Origin of the sequence: Mesomycoplasma hyopneumoniae J, from assembly GCF_000008205.1 — a bacterium.
Lineage (GTDB): Bacteria > Bacillota_I > Bacilli_A > Mycoplasmatales > Metamycoplasmataceae > Mesomycoplasma > Mesomycoplasma hyopneumoniae.
Window position 1 is genome coordinate 209,721 of the sequence record NC_007295.1, and the last position, 20,646, is coordinate 230,366.

At 30.3% G+C, this 20,646-nt stretch carries 17 protein-coding genes; 10 read left to right on the forward strand and 7 right to left on the reverse strand.

Features of this window, described 5'->3' with window-relative positions; translation table 4 throughout:
* Positions 1-4: 4 nt before the first annotated feature.
* From rpsS to rpsJ, 6 genes are all read right to left on the reverse strand, one after another.
* Positions 5-277, reverse strand: a complete 273-nt coding sequence (rpsS, locus tag MHJ_RS01020; protein WP_011206028.1) for a 30S ribosomal protein S19 — start codon at positions 275-277, stop codon at positions 5-7.
* The gene (rplB, locus tag MHJ_RS01025; RefSeq protein ID WP_011283973.1) at positions 277-1,125 is read right to left on the reverse strand and encodes a 50S ribosomal protein L2; all 849 of its coding nucleotides are present in this window, start codon (positions 1,123-1,125) and stop codon (positions 277-279) included. Before rplB ends, rpsS begins: the two co-directional genes overlap by 1 nt.
* A gap of 122 nt (positions 1,126-1,247) precedes the next feature.
* Positions 1,248-1,751, reverse strand: coding sequence for a 50S ribosomal protein L23 (rplW, locus tag MHJ_RS01030; protein WP_011283974.1), 504 nt, complete (start codon positions 1,749-1,751; stop codon positions 1,248-1,250).
* Between the two features lie 3 nt (positions 1,752-1,754).
* The gene (rplD, locus tag MHJ_RS01035) at positions 1,755-2,399 is read right to left on the reverse strand and encodes a 50S ribosomal protein L4 (protein ID WP_011206025.1); all 645 of its coding nucleotides are present in this window, start codon (positions 2,397-2,399) and stop codon (positions 1,755-1,757) included.
* Entirely contained in the window at positions 2,392-3,084 is a 693-nt protein-coding gene (rplC, locus tag MHJ_RS01040; protein WP_011283976.1) for a 50S ribosomal protein L3, read from the reverse strand. The genes rplD and rplC overlap by 8 nt, the downstream gene beginning before the upstream one ends.
* 1 nt (position 3,085) lies before the next feature.
* Positions 3,086-3,406 (reverse strand): 30S ribosomal protein S10, encoded by a 321-nt coding sequence (rpsJ, locus tag MHJ_RS01045; RefSeq protein ID WP_014579601.1) that lies wholly within the window; start codon positions 3,404-3,406, stop codon positions 3,086-3,088.
* A gap of 585 nt (positions 3,407-3,991) precedes the next feature.
* Here rpsJ and MHJ_RS01050 point away from each other — a divergent pair.
* The 3 genes from MHJ_RS01050 to MHJ_RS01060 all read left to right on the forward strand — a co-directional run bounded on the left by MHJ_RS01050 (position 3,992) and on the right by MHJ_RS01060 (position 10,845).
* Entirely contained in the window at positions 3,992-4,420 is a 429-nt protein-coding gene (locus MHJ_RS01050; protein ID WP_011283978.1) for a DUF3899 domain-containing protein, read from the forward strand.
* Between the two features lie 411 nt (positions 4,421-4,831).
* Positions 4,832-8,110: a cilium adhesin P97 gene (gene mhp183 / locus MHJ_RS01055; RefSeq protein WP_011283979.1), complete on the forward strand. Its 3,279-nt coding sequence runs from the start codon at positions 4,832-4,834 to the stop codon at positions 8,108-8,110.
* A 20-nt stretch (positions 8,111-8,130) separates the two neighbouring features.
* Positions 8,131-10,845 (forward strand): multifunctional adhesin P102, encoded by a 2,715-nt coding sequence (locus tag MHJ_RS01060; RefSeq protein WP_011283980.1) that lies wholly within the window; start codon positions 8,131-8,133, stop codon positions 10,843-10,845.
* Between the two features lie 316 nt (positions 10,846-11,161).
* Here the strand turns inward: MHJ_RS01060 and MHJ_RS01065 are convergent, their stop codons facing one another.
* Positions 11,162-11,845, reverse strand: a complete 684-nt coding sequence (locus MHJ_RS01065) for a 16S rRNA (uracil(1498)-N(3))-methyltransferase (RefSeq protein ID WP_011283981.1) — start codon at positions 11,843-11,845, stop codon at positions 11,162-11,164.
* A 74-nt stretch (positions 11,846-11,919) separates the two neighbouring features.
* Here MHJ_RS01065 and alaS point away from each other — a divergent pair, with 74 nt between their 5' ends.
* From alaS to lysS, 7 genes are all read left to right on the forward strand, one after another.
* Positions 11,920-14,571: an alanine--tRNA ligase gene (gene alaS / locus MHJ_RS01070; RefSeq protein WP_044284601.1), complete on the forward strand. Its 2,652-nt coding sequence runs from the start codon at positions 11,920-11,922 to the stop codon at positions 14,569-14,571.
* Positions 14,547-14,978, forward strand: coding sequence for a Holliday junction resolvase RuvX (ruvX, locus tag MHJ_RS01075; protein ID WP_011206016.1), 432 nt, complete (start codon positions 14,547-14,549; stop codon positions 14,976-14,978). The genes alaS and ruvX overlap by 25 nt, the downstream gene beginning before the upstream one ends.
* Positions 14,979-14,983: 5 nt before the next feature.
* Positions 14,984-15,412, forward strand: a complete 429-nt coding sequence (locus MHJ_RS01080) for a hypothetical protein (RefSeq protein ID WP_011206015.1) — start codon at positions 14,984-14,986, stop codon at positions 15,410-15,412.
* Positions 15,413-15,445: 33 nt separating this feature from the next.
* Positions 15,446-16,000 (forward strand): aminoacyl-tRNA hydrolase, encoded by a 555-nt coding sequence (gene pth, locus MHJ_RS01085; protein WP_011206014.1) that lies wholly within the window; start codon positions 15,446-15,448, stop codon positions 15,998-16,000.
* Positions 15,978-16,871, forward strand: a complete 894-nt coding sequence (gene tilS, locus MHJ_RS01090; protein ID WP_044284602.1) for a tRNA lysidine(34) synthetase TilS — start codon at positions 15,978-15,980, stop codon at positions 16,869-16,871. Before pth ends, tilS begins: the two co-directional genes overlap by 23 nt.
* A 39-nt stretch (positions 16,872-16,910) precedes the next feature.
* Positions 16,911-19,058 (forward strand): ATP-dependent zinc metalloprotease FtsH, encoded by a 2,148-nt coding sequence (ftsH, locus tag MHJ_RS01095; RefSeq protein ID WP_020835608.1) that lies wholly within the window; start codon positions 16,911-16,913, stop codon positions 19,056-19,058.
* A gap of 121 nt (positions 19,059-19,179) precedes the next feature.
* A complete protein-coding gene (gene lysS, locus MHJ_RS01100; protein WP_041361598.1) occupies positions 19,180-20,646 on the forward strand; it encodes a lysine--tRNA ligase in 1,467 nt (488 codons plus the stop codon).

Genomic DNA, 20,646 nt, shown 5'->3' on the forward strand with positions numbered 1-20,646 from the left:
TTTTTTATTTTTTTGCCTTATCTTTTCCATGCCCGTGATAAGTTCTTGTTGGGGAAAACTCACCTAACTTGTGACCAACCATATCATCAGTTACATAAACCTCGTTAAAAATTTTTCCATTATGAACCAAAAAAGTTAGTCCAACAAACTGGGGAAAAATAGTTGACCTACGAGATCAAGTCTTAATTGGTTTTCTTGAGTTTTTCGCAATTGCTTCATCGACTTTTTTCAAAAGATGATCATCAGCAAAAGGTCCTTTTTTTAGTGAACGAGCCATTATTTTTTAGTTTCCTTTCTTGAGCGGATTATCAATTTAGTTGAAGGTTTTTTCGGGTTTCTTGTCTTAACTCCAAGTGCTTTTTTCCCCCATGGAGTCAGCGGTGATTTTCTTCCAATTGGCTGTTTTCCTTCACCACCTCCATGAGGGTGATCGTTAGGGTTCATAACCGAACCGCGAACTGTCGGTCTTATTCCTTTATGGCGATTTCTTCCGGCTTTCCCGATATTAACAAGTGAATTTTCTTCATTACCGACAACGCCAATTGTTGCCCGGCAAGTTGCTAAAATCCGACGGTATTCTCCGGATTTTAGCTTTAAAATTACGTATTTTCCGTTCTCATCGCGACCTTGAATTTGGGCTCAAGTTCCTGCTGAGCGAATTAGTTTTGCTCCCGCACCCGGTTTTAACTCGATATTATGAACAAAAGTTCCTTCCGGAATTTTAGCCAGTGGAAGTGCATTTCCCACTAAAATATCAGATTTGGGTCCTGAACTTATTTTTTGGCCCACTTTGAGGTTTTTTGGAGCTAAAATATAACGTTTTTCCCCGTCAATATAGGAAATTAGGGCAATATTTGCTGACCTATTTGGATCATATTCGATTGTTTTAACAATTCCAGTAATATCATCCTTGTTTCTTTTAAAATCAATTAAGCGATATTTTCTTTTATGTCTTCCGCCTTGATGACGAACTGTAATTTTTCCTTGCGAATTTCGACCTGAATGTTTTTTTAGAATTGTAAGCAGCGATTTTTCGGGCTTATTTGTTGTTAAATTTGCCCCAAAATCAAGCGAAGACATATGACGGCGGCCGTTTGTTGTCGGTTTATAATACTTAAGTGCCATTATTTGTTTCTCCTTTCTGAAGATTTTTTTGTCTTTATTTTTCCGAGCGCTAAACTAGACATTTTTTTGGTCTTTTTTAGTTTTTGTGTTTTCTTTTCTTTGAAATATTTTCCGGCTCGGCCTTAATTAGCACTATTTTCCTGGTTTTCGGTTTGATTTTCAATCCTTTTTTCTTGATTTTCGTTAGTTTCAGAATCTTTTTTTGCTAATTCGGCTTGTTTTTTAGCTAATTTCTCTGCAATCTCTTTGTTTTTAGCCTCTAATTCGGCTTTTTTCTTGGCAATTTTTGCTTTTTCTTCAGTATTTTCGCTTACAGTTTCAGAATCTTTTTGATCTTGAGGACTTTCGTCTTCAAAAAGATTAATTGTATAACCGGGCATCAATTTTACAAGCGCCTTTTTATATTTGGTAGTAAACCCTTTTGATTTTCCTAGTTTTTTTTCTTTTTTTGGGACAGTAAAAATATTTACCTTTTCAACTTTTACATTAAAAATGTATTCAACTGCTTTTTTTGTCTCAGAACGGTTAGTTTTTGGACTAACTTTAAAAGAATAAACGCCACTAGACATTAATTGATAAGATTTTTCAGTTAAAATTGGACCTTTTATTATTTCATTTACATTCATTTTTTAGATTCTCTTCTCCAAATTAGTAATTTCATTTTTGGAAATTATTAACAAATCGGCCTTAATTAGTGATTCAACTGTTAGCGAATTCGTTTTTACCAGCTCAACATTTGGTAGGTTTCGTGCCGATAAAAACAAATTCGGATCACTAGAAGCGATTAAAATGTGACGAAGTTGGTCAATTTTAAAAATTTTTAATTGATCAACTAGTAATTTTGTTGAAATTTTATTCATTGAAAAATCATTTACAAGAATTTGTTGATTTTGAGCTAGTTGGGAAAGCGCTGAAATAAAAGCTAATTTTTTTACTTTTTTATTTACTTTTAAATTATAATTTCTTTGGGTAGTTGGCCCAAAAGCCCGACCACCACCTACGAAAATTGGTGATCTTTTAGATCCAGCTCTCGCCTTTCCTGTCGATTTTTGCTTTCAGGGTTTTTTTCCGGTTCCAGAAACTTCAGCGCGGTTTTTTACTTTATGAGTAGAGAGTCTTTTTGAGGCCCTTTCTGATAAAATCGAGTCAAAAATTGCTTGAAAATGTGGTTCTTTTTGCTCAAATAATGACTTGGGTAAGTCATCATTAGCATTAAATTTAACTAAATTTTCAGTTTTCTGACTTTGAATGCTAATTTCTGAAATTTTATTCATTTTTTACCTCTTTATCCGAATTTGGCACAAAAAGACTAACTGGATTTTTTGGATTAGGTTTTTTTATCGCTGATTTTATCACTAAAAAAGATTTTTTTGGACCAGGAACTGAACCTTTTAAGACTAATAAGTTATTTTCCTTATCAACTTTTATAATTTCTAATGATTGTTTTGTAACTTTTTCATGTCCTAAACGCCCTGGCATTGTCATCCCTTTAACAACTTTATTACCAGAGATATCTCCAAGCGATCCAGTTTGACGAATCGGTTTTGATCCACCTCCACCCCCATGGGATCTAGGTCCGATTGCTTGGTTATATCGCTTAATTGTTCCGGCAAACCCTTTTCCCTTTGAAGTTCCGGTTACATCAACAAATTCACCAGGACTAAAAATTGAGACATCAACAGTTTGGCCTAATTTATAACCTTGAAAATCACGGAATTCCTTGATAAATCGCTTTGGCTTTGTATTTGCTTTTGCAAAATGACCAATTTCTGGCTTTAAAAAACGGGACTGTTTTTTATCAAAAGCTGCAAGTTGAATCGCATCATAACTATTTTTTTCTTTTGTAATAATTTTAGTTACAATATTTTCAGGAACCTCAATTATACTTACAGGAATTGCAATTCCTTCTGTTGTAAAAAGTTGGCTCATTCCAACCTTTTTTCCTAGAATTCCTTTCATTTTAGCTTACCTCGATTTCTATTCAAACCCCAGCAGGAAGTTGTGATCTTGAAATTTTTTCTGTTACTAGTTTTTGATTTGTAGGTAAAACTTTCAAAATTACAAGTCTTTTGTGTGTTCGACTTTCAAATTGCTCACGTGATTTTTTATTAATATGCACTGATCTAAGAATTGTATAAATTGCTCTTGAAGTCGGTAGAGGCACCGGCCCCCGAGTTTCTATATTAAGTTCGCGAGCTAGAAGAATAATTTTTTTAGCCGCAGCATCGATTTGACGATGATCAAATGATTTTAACTTAATTTTAATTGATGTTGTATTCATAAAAATATAGTTGAGTTGCTCCTGTTCATAAATTTTGAACGAACTCCACATAAAAACCAATACACGATAACAACTCACTCTCGCGTACTGCAACCTTATGCATCATCATCCTTTAACGGTAAGATTAAATTATACACAAAAAATAAAAATTCAATAATTTTTTTAAAAAATTTTTTTACCCTTAGCAGCTAAAACTAGTAAGTTTGAAAAGTCTGAATATTATTACTATTTTTCCAAATTTTTAAAAAAAAAAAAAAAAAAAAAAAAATTCTCTAAAAATGATTAAAGGTATTGTAAAAATTCCAAAGAAGAGGTTCTTAAAGTCATTTATTTATATTATACAGGAAAATATTTAGTTGATCAAGACCAGAAAAGTATAAAATCTGAGATAAAAAACGTGATTGTCAGCTTAATATCAAAGGTAAATATCCAAAAACTAGAAAAAAATAATGCCACAGTAAGCAAAAATCCAGTGGTTTTGCAAGCTAAATTAAAATCCAAAACTTGTTAATAACAACCAAGTTTTGGATTTTTTGTTGTATAATAATATCAAAATTATTTATAATTTATTATTGGTGATTTTATATGAAAGCTAATTTTTCTTTCTTTTTTAATTCGATTTTTCGGAGAAAATTACAAAAACGCTCAATTTTAGCGCTTATTTTTTGACTAATTTTTTTAATAATAATTGCTGTTGTAATTATTGTTGTTCAAAAAAAAGCTTGATATGATGCAATCTCCATTTGTGGGCTTTTAGCCATCTCGCTTTCTGCCCTTGGCAGCGTTCTTAGACTTGGATTGTTTAGTAGTTTTTCGGTTTCTTATCATAAATGAAGAATTAATTCCCAGAATAAAATTTTAGAAAAACGGGGATTTAAAACAGAAACTCCAAAAATTGACTATGCTTTTATTAAAAAAAAACAGAAAGAACTCTCACTTTTACCTATTTTTTTAGGATTTATTTTTGGATTTTTACTTTTAATTATTAGTCTTCCTTTTTTAATTCAAAATTAATAAAAAAATATAGAAGAAAATTTCCTAGTAAAGTTCTAAAATTATTAAAAAAACAGCATTAAAAACTGCTGTTTTTTTAATAATCCTAATTTTAATATTGGATTATTTATTTAAATTGTTCAAATTTTTTTATACTAAAATAAATTATAAAAGAAGACTGATTAGAAATTTAGAACTATTCAAATCTTTCAAAAAAGTGGCCTAAAAACAATGATAAAAAAATTTCCAAACTTTTTTGTTGCAAAAAAAAAAAAAAAAAGTATAATTTTAATTGTACAAGTTAAATAAATTTTTCACTTATCTTTTTTTATTTTGCAAAACTTTTAAAAAAATTAGATATCTAAATTATATTATATGATTGAGAAAATGAAAAATTTATTTCCTAGAACCAAGATAATTGAGGTTTAAAATATGAGTAAAAAATCAAAAACATTTAAAATTGGTTTGACTGCCGGAATTGTTGGTCTTGGAGTTTTTGGCCTAACTGTCGGACTTAGCAGCTTGGCAAAATACAGATCAGAAAGCCCACGAAAGATTGCAAATGATTTTGCCGCAAAAGTTTCAACATTAGCTTTTAGTCCTTATGCTTTTGAGACTGATTCTGATTATAAAATAGTCAAAAGGTGACTAGTTGATTCTAATAACAATATTAGAAATAAAGAAAAAGTTATTGATTCCTTTTCCTTTTTTACTAAAAACGGTGATCAGTTAGAAAAAATTAATTTTCAAGATCCTGAATATACCAAAGCGAAAATAACTTTTGAGATTCTTGAAATTATCCCTGATGATGTCAATCAAAATTTTAAGGTAAAATTTCAGGCATTACAAAAACTTCATAATGGTGATATTGCCAAATCTGATATTTATGAGCAAACAGTTGCTTTTGCCAAACAGTCAAATCTTTTAGTTGCCGAATTTAATTTTTCGCTTAAAAAAATTACCGAAAAATTAAATCAACAAATTGAAAATTTATCAACAAAAATTACAAATTTTGCTGATGAAAAAACAAGCAGCCAAAAAGATCCCTCAACTCTAAGAGCTATTGATTTCCAATACGATTTAAATACAGCGCGAAATGCTGAGGATTTAGATATAAAGCTTGCTAATTATTTTCCAGTACTTAAAAATTTAATAAACAGACTAAATAATGCTCCTGAGAATAAATTACCTAATAATTTAGGTAATATTTTTGAATTTAGCTTTGCAAAAGATAGTTCAACTAATCAATATGTAAGTATCCAGAACCAAATTCCTTCGCTGTTTTTAAAAGCAGATCTTAGTCAAAGTGCCCGTGAAATTTTAGCTAGCCCAGATGAAGTTCAGCCAGTTATTAACATTTTAAGATTAATGAAAAAAGATAATTCTTCTTATTTTCTAAATTTTGAGGATTTTGTTAATAATTTAACACTGAAAAATATGCAAAAAGAAGATTTAAATGCAAAGGGTCAAAATCTTTCTGCCTATGAATTTCTAGCAGATATTAAATCTGGATTTTTCCCTGGAGACAAGAGATCCAGTCATACCAAGGCAGAAATTAGTAATCTTTTAAATAAAAAAGAAAATATTTATGACTTTGGTAAATACAATGGAAAATTCAACGACCGTCTTAACTCGCCAAATTTAGAATATAGCCTAGATGCAGCAAGCGCAAGTCTTGATAAAAAAGATAAATCAATAATTTTAATTCCCTACCGCCTTGAAATTAAAGATAAATTTTTTGCCGATGATTTATATCCAGATACAAAAGATAATATTCTTGTAAAAGAAGGGATTCTTAAATTAACTGGATTTAAAAAAGGTCCAAAAATTGATCTCCCTAATATCAATCAGCAAATTTTTAAAACCGAATATTTACCATTTTTTGAAAAAGGTAAAGAAGAACAAGCAAAATTAGACTATGGTAATATCTTAAATCCATATAATACTCAACTTGCCAAAGTTGAAGTTGAAGCTCTTTTTAAAGGGAATAAAAACCAAGAAATCTATCAAGCACTTGATGGAAATTATGCCTATGAATTCGGGGCCTTTAAATCCGTGCTTAATTCCTGAACAGGAAAAATTCAGCATCCTGAAAAAGCTGATATCCAAAGATTTACAAGACATTTAGAACAAGTTAAATTGGGTTCTAATTCAGTTTTAAATCAACCACAAACAACAAAAGAACAAGTAATTTCAAGTCTTAAAAGTAATAACTTTTTTAAAAATGGACATCAAGTTGCTAGTTATTTCCAGGATTTACTCACCAAGGACAAATTAACAGTTCTAGAGACTCTTTATGATCTAGCAAAAAAATGGGGACTAGAAACTAACAGGGCGCAATTCCCGAAAGAGGTTTTCCAATATACAAAAGATATTTTTGCAGAAGCAGATAAATTAAAATTTTTGGAAGGGAAAAAAAAGGATCCTTACAATCAGATAAAAGAAATTCACCAACTTTCCTTTAATATTTTAGCTCGTAATGATGTAATAAAATCTGATGGATTTTACGGAGTTTTATTATTGCCCCAAAGTGTAAAAACTGAATTAGAAGGCAAAAATGAGGCGCAAATTTTTGAAGCTCTTAAAAAATATTCTTTAATTGAGAACTCGGCTTTTAAAACTACTATTTTAGATAAAAATCTACTTGAAGGGACTGATTTTAAAACCTTCGGTGATTTTTTAAAAGCATTTTTCCTTAAAGCAGCCCAATTTAATAATTTTGCTCCTTGAGCAAAATTAGACGATAATCTTCAGTATTCATTTGAAGCTATCAAAAAAGGGGAAACTACAAAAGAAGGTAAAAGAGAAGAAGTAGATAAAAAAGTTAAAGAATTAGATAATAAAATAAAAGGTATATTACCTCAGCCCCCAGCAGCTAAACCTGAAGCGGCTAAACCAGTAGCAGCAAAACCTGAAGCAGCTAAACCTGAAACAACAAAACCAGTAGCAGCTAAACCTGAAGCAGCAAAACCAGTAGCAGCAAAACCAGTAGCAGCAAAACCAGTTGCTACTAATACTAATACTAATACTGGCTTTTCACTTACAAATAAACCAAAAGAAGACTATTTCCCAATGGCTTTTAGTTATAAATTAGAATATACTGACGAAAATAAATTAAGCCTAAAAACACCGGAAATTAATGTATTTTTAGAACTAGTTCATCAAAGCGAGTATGAAGAACAAAAAATAATAAAGGAACTAGATAAAACTGTTTTAAATCTTCAATATCAATTCCAGGAAGTCAAGGTAACTAGTGAACAATATCAGAAACTTAGCCACCCAATGATGACCGAGGGATCTCCTAATCAAGGTAAAAAAGCCGAAGGCGCTCCTAACCAAGGCAAAAAAGCCGAAGGCGCACCTAGTCAAGGGAAAAAAGCCGAAGGCGCTCCTAACCAAGGCAAAAAAGCCGAAGGCGCACCTAGTCAAGGGAAAAAAGCAGAGGGTGCTTCTAATCAACAAAGCACAACTACCGAATTAACTAATTACCTTCCTGAATTAGGTAAAAAAATTGACGAAATCATTAAAAAACAAGGTAAAAATTGGAAAACAGAGGTTGAACTAATCGAGGATAATATCGCTGGAGATGCTAAATTGCTATACTTTGTCCTAAGGGATGATTCAAAATCCGGTGATCCTAAAAAATCAAGTCTAAAAGTTAAAATAACAGTAAAACAAAGTAATAATAATCAGGAATTAAAATCTAAATAAAACCCGGAGGTATTTATCCTATGAAGTTAGCAAAATTACTTAAAAAACCTTTTTGATTAATAACAACAATTGCCGGAATTAGTCTTAGTTTATCAGCCGCTGTTGGTATAGTTGTCGGAATTAATTCTTATAATAAATCATATTATTCTTATCTAAATCAGATCCCAAGTCAGCTAAAAGTAACAAAAAATGCTAAAATTAGTCAGGAAAAATTTGATTCAATTGTTTTAAATCTTAAAATTAAAGATAATTTTAAAAAATGATCGGCAAAAACAGTTTTAACTGCTGCCAAAAGCGATCTTTATCGTTATAATCTTGTTTCTGCTTTTGATTTAAGTGAACTAATAAACAATGATTATTCAGTTAGTTTTGATTTAGAAAATGCAGTAGTTGATCAAAATTCAATTAAAAATGTTGTTATTTATGCAAAATCTGATAAGGATCAAATAACTTATTCAAAACAAATTGTACTTAAAGGCTTTGGAAATACAGAACAAGCTAGAACTAATTTTGATTTTAGCCAAATTGATTCAAGCAAGTCTTTTGTTGATCTTTCAAGGGCAAATCTAACTTTGATGGAATTCCAAATTTTACTTGCCCAAAATTTTGAAAATGAAAGAGGAAGTAATTGATTTTCACGACTTGAAAGAGCCTTGGTTGCATCAAAAGCGAGTCTTTCACTTTATAATTCCTTAGGAGAACCCGTATTTTTAGGTCCAGATTATCAATTAGACCCAGTTTTGGATCGAAAAAAATTATTAACTTTGTTAAATAAAGATGGAAAATTAGTTCTTGGACTTAATTTAGTGCAAATTTCAACTAAAAAAACTATGAATTTAAATCTTGAAGTTCGCGGCGCGATTTCAAATCAGGAAATTTCTAAAATTCTAAAATCCTGACTTGAAACAAATCTTCAAGGCAAATTAAAAACCAAAGATGATTTGCAAATGGCACTAGTAAAAGATAAAATTAGCCTCTCTGATTATTGATATGGATCTCCAAATTCAAAAGCAAATACATCCCAAATTTTAACAAAAAGTAAAGAATTTAAAGATCTTTTTGATTTAAGTGAGACAAATTTTTTTCTTAATACCAAAATCGGAACTGTCTATTTAAGTATTATTCCCAAACTTTTAGATCCAAGTCAGATCTCTGTTGTTGATAAGAAAAAACTAGTTGAAAATCAAAAAATTCGCTTTGAAATTACTGCTTCTTTAAAACGAAAAGCTATTGATAAAAAATTTATCATCCAGGATCTTCCAGTTTTTGTTGATCTAAAAGTTGATTTTAATAAATACCAAGCCGCTGTTGCCCAAATGTTTGGAACGATAAAAGCAGTTAAAGAATTTTCAATGCCTGAAGATCAAGATGCAAAAACTTTATCCTCAAATGAAATAAAACAGCGAGTTGATCGTCTTTTTGAACTAGCAAAAACAGTGACTAATTTGGAAAATCCAAGTGAAGAAGTTCTTAAAAGCATTTATTTATTAAATACGGGAAAATATTTAGTTGACCAAGACCAGGAAAAAGTAAAACAAGAGCTAAAAACCGTGATTGAGGGCTTAAAATCAAAGGCAAATACTCAAAAAACAGAAAAAAATAGCCCCACACAACCGAAAAAACCAGAGGTTTCACTAGCTAAAACAACAGAAAATTCAGCAAAAACAGTCAAGGTAAGCACTTTTGCAGAAGAAGCTAAGGGACAAAGTCAAAGTCAGCAAACACAACCAGTTTCCACTTCATCCCCTCAAACTAGTCAAAATTTGAATTCTAATTCCACAACCAGTACGAATTTAGCCTTAGAAAATGAAAAATTTGGGACAAGCATTTGAACAGCTTTTAATTTCGCTAATATTTATAATCTTGAAAATACAAAAAGCGAATATGAGATCTCAACTTTAGGAAATAAGCTATTTTTTGATTTTAAATTAGTTGATAAAACTAATCAAAATCTAATTTTGGCCCAGTCCAAAATTAGTCTTAATAATATTATTAATTCTAATAAATCTGCCTATGATATAATTAAGAAATTCAATCCCGATGTATTTCTAGATGGAACAATTAATTATCAAGATCAAGGAAAAGATAAAAAAGAATTTATCCTAAAAGATTTAAGTGATAATAAATTAATATTTAAATCAGAAGATGCAATTCAAACTGATCAAGGTTTAGAGCTAAGGAAACCTTTGAAATTACAGTCAAAACCGTCTAATCCAGAAAAAGAAATATCAACTTCTTTATATACCGGAGCAATTTATTTAGTTTTTGATGCAAAAAATATTTCTGATGGTAATTGGATTAATCTTTTAGCCGATAGAAAAGGAAAAGGACTTGTAATTAAAGTTAAAAATTCAGATAATAACATACCTAAAACCAAAGAAATTGTTGAAAATGGTACTTATTTATATGAAATTCTTGCTGGTAAGGATTCAATTAAGGTAAATTCTTATTTTTTTCCAACAAAGTACCCAAAACGTGTAAAACGTCTTAATTTCAAGATTAACCCTAAAGACACCTTGCCAAATTTCTTTACTTTAGAATGATTTCATCTTGATTGGTATCAAATCGGCCCAGGCGAACAAAATAAAAAACCACAACAAAACGCTAAAAAAGAACCTACAATTATATTAAAAACGCTGGCAATATTTAATGATAAATCATTTGCAGAGAAAGGAAGTTTAACAAAAAGAAGTGAATTAATTAACGGGTTGATTAGAAACTATGTTAAAAAGTAACGATCAAATTTTTGTTAAAAAACAGAATTTAGTAAAAATTCCAGTTTAAAAAATAAATTAAAATTAAAAAAAGTACAATAAAAACAAAGAAGAATTAATCTCCAAAAACTTATTTGGAGATTTTTTATTTAAATTATAAAAAGCAAACCCTAATTAAAAGTGGAAAAAATTAGGAAAAAGAAGCTATTTTTACTTTTTTTTGATTATTTTATAATTTTTTGATAATATTGGTGATATATTATTAAATCTATTTTTTCGTTGAAAAAGGATGTTTAATAATGCAAATTTTTATAAAAATTTGCATTTCTAGCCAAAATTAATCTTTTATACATTTTGTTAAAAGAAAAATTGCTGCTGTCTCCGATCTAAGAATTCTTTTCCCGAGTGTGATACTTTGAAACCCTAATTTTTCTGCTTGTTGGATTTCAACATCATCAAACCCACCTTCAGGCCCAATGATTATAATTGTATTTTGGGGGTTATCAGGGATATTTATATTATTTTTTGCTCTTTCAAAACTGATTAATTTTACTGGAAAATTTTTGGCTTGTTCTAAAAGATCCTTATAATTTATAGGTAAATTTATTTTCGGGATCAAATTGCGGAAACTTTGTTGGGCGCTATGAAGACAAATTTGTTCTCATCTTTTGAGTTTTTTTTCAAGATCTCCGCTTATTTTTTGGGAAACATTTTTACTATAAAAAGGTCAAATTTCACTAACCCCAATTTCAACAGCTTTCTGGATTGCAAATTCAAATGATTTTGTCTTCAAAATTGCAAGCGCGAGAACAACTTTGTTTTTTGGTTCGTTATTCCCCTTAATTTTTTCAATTATTTCTGCTTTGTTTGAATTAGGCACTAATCTCACAAGGTAGAATTCATTTTGATAAACACAAATAAAATTTTCATTTCTAATTCTTACAGTTTTAATATGGTTTAAGGTTATATTTGTTAAGATAAAGAAATTTTCTTGTTTTTCATTGACAAAAAAGCGATACATAATAAAAATTTTAAAGGAAAATTGATAAACTATTTAAAAAATAGTTTAAAATTATTAAAAAAGAAGGAAAAACTATGGAAAAATTATCAGCAAACAAAATAAGACAACTTTGAATTGATTTTTTTCGCGAAAGAAATCATTTTTTTATCGAATCAAAACCACTTGTTCCCCAAAATGATGACTCACTTCTTTGAATAAATTCAGGAGTTGCCACTTTAAAAGATTATTTTACTGGCAAAAAAATTCCCCCATCAAAACGACTTGTAAACTCCCAAAAAGCCTTAAGAACAAATGACATTGAAAATGTTGGTCTAACCTCGCGCCATCACACCTTATTTGAAATGCTTGGGAATTTTTCAATTGGTGACTATTTTAAAACAGAAGCAATTGACTATGCTTATGAATTTTTAACTAAAAAGTTAAAATTAGATCCCAAAAATTTGTTTATTACTTATTATGATGGTGATGATATAACTTTTGAAAAATGAAAAAGTTTGGGATTTTCTAATGAAAAATTAATAAAAGGTAGCAGAAAAACAAATTTTTGGGATTTAGGTCAGGGGCCTTGTGGTCCTTGTAGTGAAATTTATTTTGACCGCGGGCCAAAATTTGATAGTCGAGGGAGCGAACTAATCAAAAATGAGATTGAAAATGACCGTTTTATTGAAATCTGAAATATAGTTTTTTCTGAATTTAACAATGATGGCCAGCAAAATTATACACCATTAAAATCAAAAAATATTGATACCGGAGCTGGCTTTGAACGGATTGTTTCGATTTTACAAGATGGCCCAACTAATTATGATACCGATCTTTTTCTACCAATTATTGCTGAAATTGAGAAAAACACTGTTTTTCGATACAAAATTGAGAACTATTTTCTAAAAGAACCTCGACAAACACAAATTAATAAAAGTTTTCGCATAATTGCCGATCATATTAGAGCAATAACTTTAGCAATAAATGACGGGGTTCAACCTTCAAATTTACACCGGGGATATATCATTCGCCGCTTGATTCGTCGAGCATATTGGAATGGAAAAGAATTAGGAATTAGTCACCCTTTTCTTTATAAATTAGTGGAAATTGTTGGCAAAACTTTAGATTATCGTTTTGATATTCCAACAATTAGCAAAATTATTCTCAATGAAGAAGAAAATTTTGCAAAAACCTTGGAAATAGGGTATAATTTACTTGAAAGTCAACTAAAAATTAACAAAAATCAGATAAAACCTGTGACTGTGTTCAAACTTTTTGAAACTTATGGTTTTCCGGTTGAACTAACAAAGGAAATTCTTGCTGAAAAGAACATTGATTTTGATCTTAGTCAATTAGTGGAATTTCAAGAAAAACATTCACAGATTTCAAGGGCAAAAAAAACTACTGGGATGCAAAAAGTGATTAATTCACTAACTCAAATTAAAGCTAAAATTTCGGATTTTATTGGTTATCATACTCATCATATTGAGACCAAAATTAGCTTTTTAGCGAATAAAGACGAAGAAGTAGCTGAAACAAACGGTGAAAATTTATCTTATGTAATTTTTGAAAAAACTCCTTTTTATGCAACAGCCGGTGGTCAAAAACATGATCAAGGCTGAATTATTCAAAATAATTCAACAATTGAAATTCTTGATGTTTTTAAAGATAAATTTTTAAATAATATTCATGTCTTTAAAGGGAAAATTGTTAAAAATCAGCCGGTTTTTCTTAAATTAGATACAAAAAACCGGCTGAATTTAGAGAGAAACCATTCAGGCACCCACCTTTTATTTGCCTCACTTAGACAAGAATTTGGCTCTGAGATTAAACAGTTAGGATCTGATAATAATGAAGATCGCCTAACTTTCGATTTTCCACTTAATCGAAAACCAAGTGATCAAGAAATAAAATCGGTTGAAAATCGCATAAATTCTTACATAAATCAGAAAATTAAACGGAAATACCTAGTTACAAATCTTGAAGAGGCCCAAAAACTCAATGCAATTATGACACTGGAAGAATCAGAATATATGGACCCAAATTCGTTACGGTTGGTGATTTTTGATAAAATCACAACTGATTTATGTGGGGGAACTCATATTGAAAATACAGAATTACTTGAAAAATTTACAATTTTAAGCTGCCAAAGCAAAGGGTCGGGAATTTATCGAATCAGAGCAGTTACTTCCTGGAATAAATATTTTGAGTTTTTGAAAGGAAAAATTCAGGAAATTTTAAGTAAAATTTCCGCATTGAAAAACAAAATTAAGAAAATTGAGCCTAATTTTGGCCTAAATTTACCAAATTTAGTTGATTTAGAGCAACAATTTGATTACCTAAAAAAAATAGAAGATGATCTAAGAATTTATTATAAAAAACTTCTAAAATCACAATTAAGAATAGCAAAATCGGAACTTGATGCAAATAAAATAATTGAAATTGGCAAATTTAGTTTTTATTTAGATTTTAACCTTCCACTGCATAATTTAAAGCAAATAGCCGCCACCTGAAGAGAACAAAATCCAAGAATATCCTTTATTTTAGGTGCTAATTTAGTTAATAATGAATTTTTAATCATTGTTTCTTCTGCAATTTTAGCTTCTAATCAAATTCTTGAAAAAATTTTTGAAATTTTTACTGGCTCAGGAGGTGGAAATTATAAGATTGCCCAGGGAAAAATTCAAAAAAAACCAGAAAAAGAGGTGTTCATTAAACTTTTATGGGAAAATATAACCGAATTTTAGCACTTGATCTTGGCATCAAAACTTGTGGATTTGCAATTTCTGATCAAAACTGAAAAATTTCCTATCCACTTGAACAGTTTAATTTTAATCGTTATGATTTTGCCAGTGTAATTTCCCGAATTGCATTTTGAATGAAGGAATATCCAATTTCAATCTTAGTTCTAGGTTATCCTTTAACCTTAGCTGGTAAAATTTCCCCGCGGACAAAAATGGTTGAATACTTTGCTGATTTAGTAAAAAAAAACTATGAAATTAAAGTGGTTTTTCAAGATGAGCGGCTGACTACAAAACAAGCTCAAACTTTTTTATTAGATTTAGGAATTTCCTTTAAAAAACGGCAAAAAGTAATTGATAAATTAGCCGCTCAGATAATATTAGAAAGATTTTTAAATACAAAAAAAGGATAAAAAAAATGGATAAAACCGACAACAAACCAGAAATTAACCTATCCGATGAAGCTCGTTTAATCATAAAACATAACAAGCTCAAGGGAAAACAACCCGTCTATGAGAAATTTTATTTAATTTTTTATAAAGAATTAGAAAATAAACGTCTTTTTTCTGTGATGTTTGATGAAGAAAGAAATATTTTAGTCTTTGAAGTTGATAGTAAAACCTTAGTTCCTATTAAGCCAATTTCTGAATTAGATCAAGAAATTCATCAAATTATTGAGAAGGAGATTCGAGGATTTTTTAAAGACCATTATTTTACTTTTGAGGGCCAAAGAATTTTTCCTGAAATTTTTTTTAATAATTTTGATCCTATTTCCGAATTTGATGATATAATAAATTTTTTGCGTGATGATGAAGTAATTAGCCTTCCAATTTGACTCCAAAAATAAAAAAATAATATAAAAACAAAGGTAAATTTAGAAATGAAACTAATTGTCGGCCTTGGTAATCCCGGGGAGAAATATGCTAAAACCAAACATAATGTCGGCTATTGAGTTCTCGATTTACTAGCGGAAAAATTAGCTCTTAGTTTTGATCAGAAAACCGAAAATGGAATTTATGTAAAACAGCCCGATTTTATTCTAGCAAAACCGACAACTTTTATGAATAAGTCCGGCGATTTTGTCGAGGAATTAATTAAATTTTATAAAATTAATACTCAAGATTTAATGATTATCTATGATGATATGAATTTTGAGGTCGGCCAGGCAGCAATCAAAACAACCGGCAGTGCCGGTGGTCAACGCGGTATGGCCCATATTATCGAAAAATGCAAAACAAAAGAAATTAAAAGGCTAAAAATTGGTATTTCTCGGGGCGAAAATGCAAAAGAATATGTTTTATCACCCTTTTTACCTAAAGATAATGCAAAAATTAAACTTGTAATTGAAGAAGCAGCTAATATTCTGATTTTTTATTTATCTAATAGTTTTATTACAACAATCGAAAAATTTAATGCAAATAAAAATAAAGTCTAAAGAAAAATATTTAATAGGTGTCTCAGGTGGCTCTGATTCAATGTTTTTGCTCAATAAATATAAAAATCAGGATGTAATTGTAGCTCATATAAATTACAATTTGCGCCCTGAAGCAATTTTTGAGACACTTTTGGTTTCAAAATTTTGTCAAAAATACAATTTAGAGCTGAAAATTCTATCATTTGATAGTTTTAAGATTAAAAAAAATTTACAAAGCGGGCTTAGGTTGGGCCGTTATCAATTTTTTGAAAAAATTTATAAAGAATTTAATTGTACTAAATTATTGGTTGGTCACCACCGTGATGATTTTCTTGAGACAGTTTTTTTGCAGAAAAAACAGAAAAAAATTGTCACTTTTTGAGGAATACATAAAAAAAATAACCTTTTTAATATGGAGATTTTGCGTCCTTTTTTGTATTGGAGAACAAAAAAACAAATTATTCAAATTTGTCAACAAAAAAAAATTCCCTATCTTGATGATCAATCAAATTTTACGGGCAAATATCAACGTAATCAAATCAGGTTTTTATTGGAAAAGAAGAGTGATTTTTCACTTTTTTTTCTTTTTTTATTTTATTATTTAATAAACATATTTAAATTAATAATATTAAAAAATCAGAAAAAAATTTTGCAAAATTGACAGAAAACAGGGTATAATATAAATTTCTTTAAGAAGATAAAAATTAAGTCAAAAATTATTTTTTTATTTGTTAATCAAAATTTTGATAATGTTAAATTAACTAGGGGGAAAATTAACGAAATTATTAATTTTATTTGCGGGAAATCGACTAGTGGGGCTTTTTTACTAAAAAAAAACAATTATATTATAAAAAAAAAGTGAAAAATATTGCCAAAATCTAGTAAAATTTAGTAATAATTTGTATTTTATTTATAAACTGGAGGGTAAATTATGGCAGCGAAAACAAGAAAAAAACCTTCAATTGGCCTGATAATTTTTTTAGTAATTACTTTGTCAATAGTAGGTTATATAATTTATCAATATTTGCAGCCGCAACTTAAGGTTGTAAATCTTTCTTTTTTTGAACGTAGATTAATCGAAAATGCTCAAAGTGCAACTGATAAAAACTTTTTTTATGCTGTTATTTTCGATATTAATGACTACAGAATTAAGGTTGTTGATTCCGTTAATGGCGAATTAGATGCCTATACAGTCATTGCTAATCCCCATGTGATTGGTAAATTTCAGGCAGGAAATGCACTAATTAGCCCGGCAATTAAAAATCAACTCGAAAATACCAATATTACAACTTATTCTGAGTTAGTCTCACTTGCAATTAAAACTAGCCCATCAAGTTATACTGGCCTTTCACTTGAAAAAATCAGCGCGCTTAATAAATTATTAGATCTCGCAGGTGGAGAACGCTATTCAAAAAGTTTTCTCCCTTCAATTGCTTCAGCTGACCGCCCATATCCTTCACTTTTTCAAATTATTCTCTCATATCTTCCAGTCGCAGTTACCATTTTTGTATTCCTTTATTTTGTTTTCAGGGTTAATCGTGGATCTCAAGGGGGGGCCGGATTTTTTAATCCTGGTAAAAACCAAGCAATAAGAATTAAATCCGATAAAAAATACACTGATGTTGCCGGAAATGTTGAGGCAAAAGAAGAAATTGCCGAATTTATCGACTATTTAAAAAATCCAACAAAATATGCTGCTGCTGGTGCAAAAATCCCGCGCGGGATTTTATTAGGCGGCCCACCGGGAACAGGAAAAACTTTATTAGCAAAAGCAACTGCTGGTGAAGCGAATGTTCCATTTTTCTTTATTTCGGCATCAAATTTTGTTGAATTATATGTCGGAGTTGGTGCTAAAAGAGTCCGTGAATTATTCAAAGATGCCCGAAATGACTCCCCTGCAATAATTTTTATTGACGAACTTGATGCGATTGGCCGTTCCCGTGGGTCAGGAATCGGTGGCGGAAATGATGAAAGGGAACAAACTTTAAACCAACTTTTAGTCGAAATGGATGGAATGGTGGAAAATTCCGGACTTTTGGTAATTGCAGCAACAAATCGAACCGATGTTCTTGATCCAGCACTTTTACGTCCGGGAAGATTCGATCGATCAATAATTGTTAATCTACCCGATATAAAAGAACGCGAAGCAATTTTAAAATTACATGCAAAAGGTAAAAGAATCTCCAAAAATATTACTTTGGCAAACATAGCCAAACGAACACCAGGATTTTCTGGGGCCCAACTGGCAAATGTGATCAATGAAGCAACTTTACTTTCAGTTCGTGAGCAGACTCAAGTGATAACAAACGAACAAATTGATGAGGCAATCGATCGGGTAATCGGTGGCCCAGCCAAAAAAAACCGGGTTATAACTGAAAAAGAAAGAATTATGGTTGCCTACCATGAAGCTGGCCATGCCGTAGTGGGACTTAAATTAAAATCAGGGGTAAAAGTCCAGAAAATTACAATTGTACCTCGTGGAAACAGTGGTGGGTATAACCTTATGCTTCCAGAAGAGGAAAAGTACAATAGTACAAAATCGGAACTTTTAGCCTCAATTGCTGCATTTATGGGTGGTCGAGCTGCTGAGGAAATTAAGTATGGCAAGTCGGAAATTTCTTCTGGTGCAGCAAATGATATTGAAAAGGCAACAAAAATTGCCCGAAAAATGGTAACTGAATGAGGGATGTCTTCACTTGGCCCAATTCAGTATGAACAGGATCAATCATCCCCATTTTTAGGGCGTGATTATATAAAAAATGCCTCTTTTTCCTCCAAAGTCGGCCATGAAATTGACATTGAAATTCGTCAGATTATCTCTGAATCATATAAAAAAGCTTTTGCAACAATTAATGAAAATTTATTGCTTCTTGAATTAATTAAAGATACTTTATTAGAAAAAGAGACAATTGTTTACGAGGAAATCCAACAATTAGCCGAGACATTAATGCCGCTTCCGGAAGTTAGTAAAACCGAAAATAATGCTATAAAACCCGATGAGATTCTTAATCAAATTCTTAAATCCCAACCAGAAACTAGTCCAGAAACAGGAACAGATTCAAGTCAAGAAAATTTCTAATTACAAAAAAACTCTATTTTTACTAACTTTTATAAATTATTTTTGAAATTTGCAAAAGTTAGTAAAAATTAAAAAGTTTTTTCAAAAAAAGCTTTTTAATTTTATTAAGGTGATGAAAATTATGTCAAAACTAAATGATCAACAACAATTTCGCCGGGATAAGCTTAAAAATTTAGTTAAAAATGGTTTTAATTTCCCTAGTTCAACTTTTGAGCATGATAATTTAGTAGAAATAAATGAAAAATTTAGTCAAAAATCGAAGGAATTTTTCCTTGAAAATCAAGTAAAAATTGCTTTTGCTGGTCGACTTATTCGCCAACGCGGCCCATTTTTTATAATTTTTAGTCAAAACTTGCAATTTCAAGCTTATATTTCAAAAGAATTTCAAAAAAAAAATGAATTTATCTTTGCAAATTTAGATCTTGGTGATATAATTGAGGTTTCAGGTTATCTTTTCAAGACGCAAACTGGTCAACTTAGTATTAAAGTTAATAATTTTTCTCTGCTTACAAAGTCCTTGCACCCTTTACCAGATCAGTATTATGGTATTGAAAATCCAGATGAGAAATACAGGAAACGTTATCTTGACCTGCTTGTAAATTCAGAATCTGCAAAAACTTTTCGACTTAGAAGTAAAATTATCTCCTTAATCCGTACATTTTTTGATTCCCAAGGTTTTTTAGAAGTTGATACTCCCGTTTTACAGCCAGTTTTAGGCGGGGCATCAGCAAAACCTTTTATTACTTATTATAATTCTCTTAGTCAAAATTTTTATCTCCGAATTGCCACGGAATTACCGCTGAAAAAATTATTAGTTGCCGGTTTTGACCGTGTCTATGAAATTGGTAAAATTTTTCGTAATGAAGGTTTTGATTCAACTCATAATCCCGAATTCACCTCAATTGAATTTTATCAGGCTTATGCAAATTTAGAGAAAATAATGGATCAAACCGAAAATTTATTTCGTTTTTTATTTGAAAAATTAAATCTTGATCCGGCAAATTTTGATTTTTCAAATAAAAAAATTAATTTCTTGGAAAAATTTGCCCGTTATGATATGATTGAGATTACTTCAAAATTAATGAACTTCGATTTAAAAAGTGCTAATTTTGCTGATTTAGTCGAAAAAGCAAAAAAAGAAGGGGTGAAGATCGAGCCATTTTTCAAAAAAGGGCATCTAATCAACAAATTTTTTGAAAAATTTGTTGAACCAACACTAATAAATCCAACTTTTATCATAGGTCATCCAATTGAAATTTCCCCGCTAGCCAAGTCAAATCCAAACAATCCTAATTTTACTCTCAGGGCCGAATTATTTATCTGTGGTAAAGAATTTGCGAATATGTTTGATGAATTAAATGATCCAATTGACCAATTAAGTCGTTTTCAAGCCCAAATTATCGAAAAAAATCAGGGAAATCAAGAAGCAAGTGAGATCGACAATGAATTTGTTCAAGCACTTGAATATGGAATGCCACCCGCCGGGGGTTGTGGCATTGGCATTGACAGATTGACAATGCTTTTAACAAAGAATGAATCAATCCGTGAGGTAATTTTATTCCCACAGCTAAAACCAAAAAAGGACTAA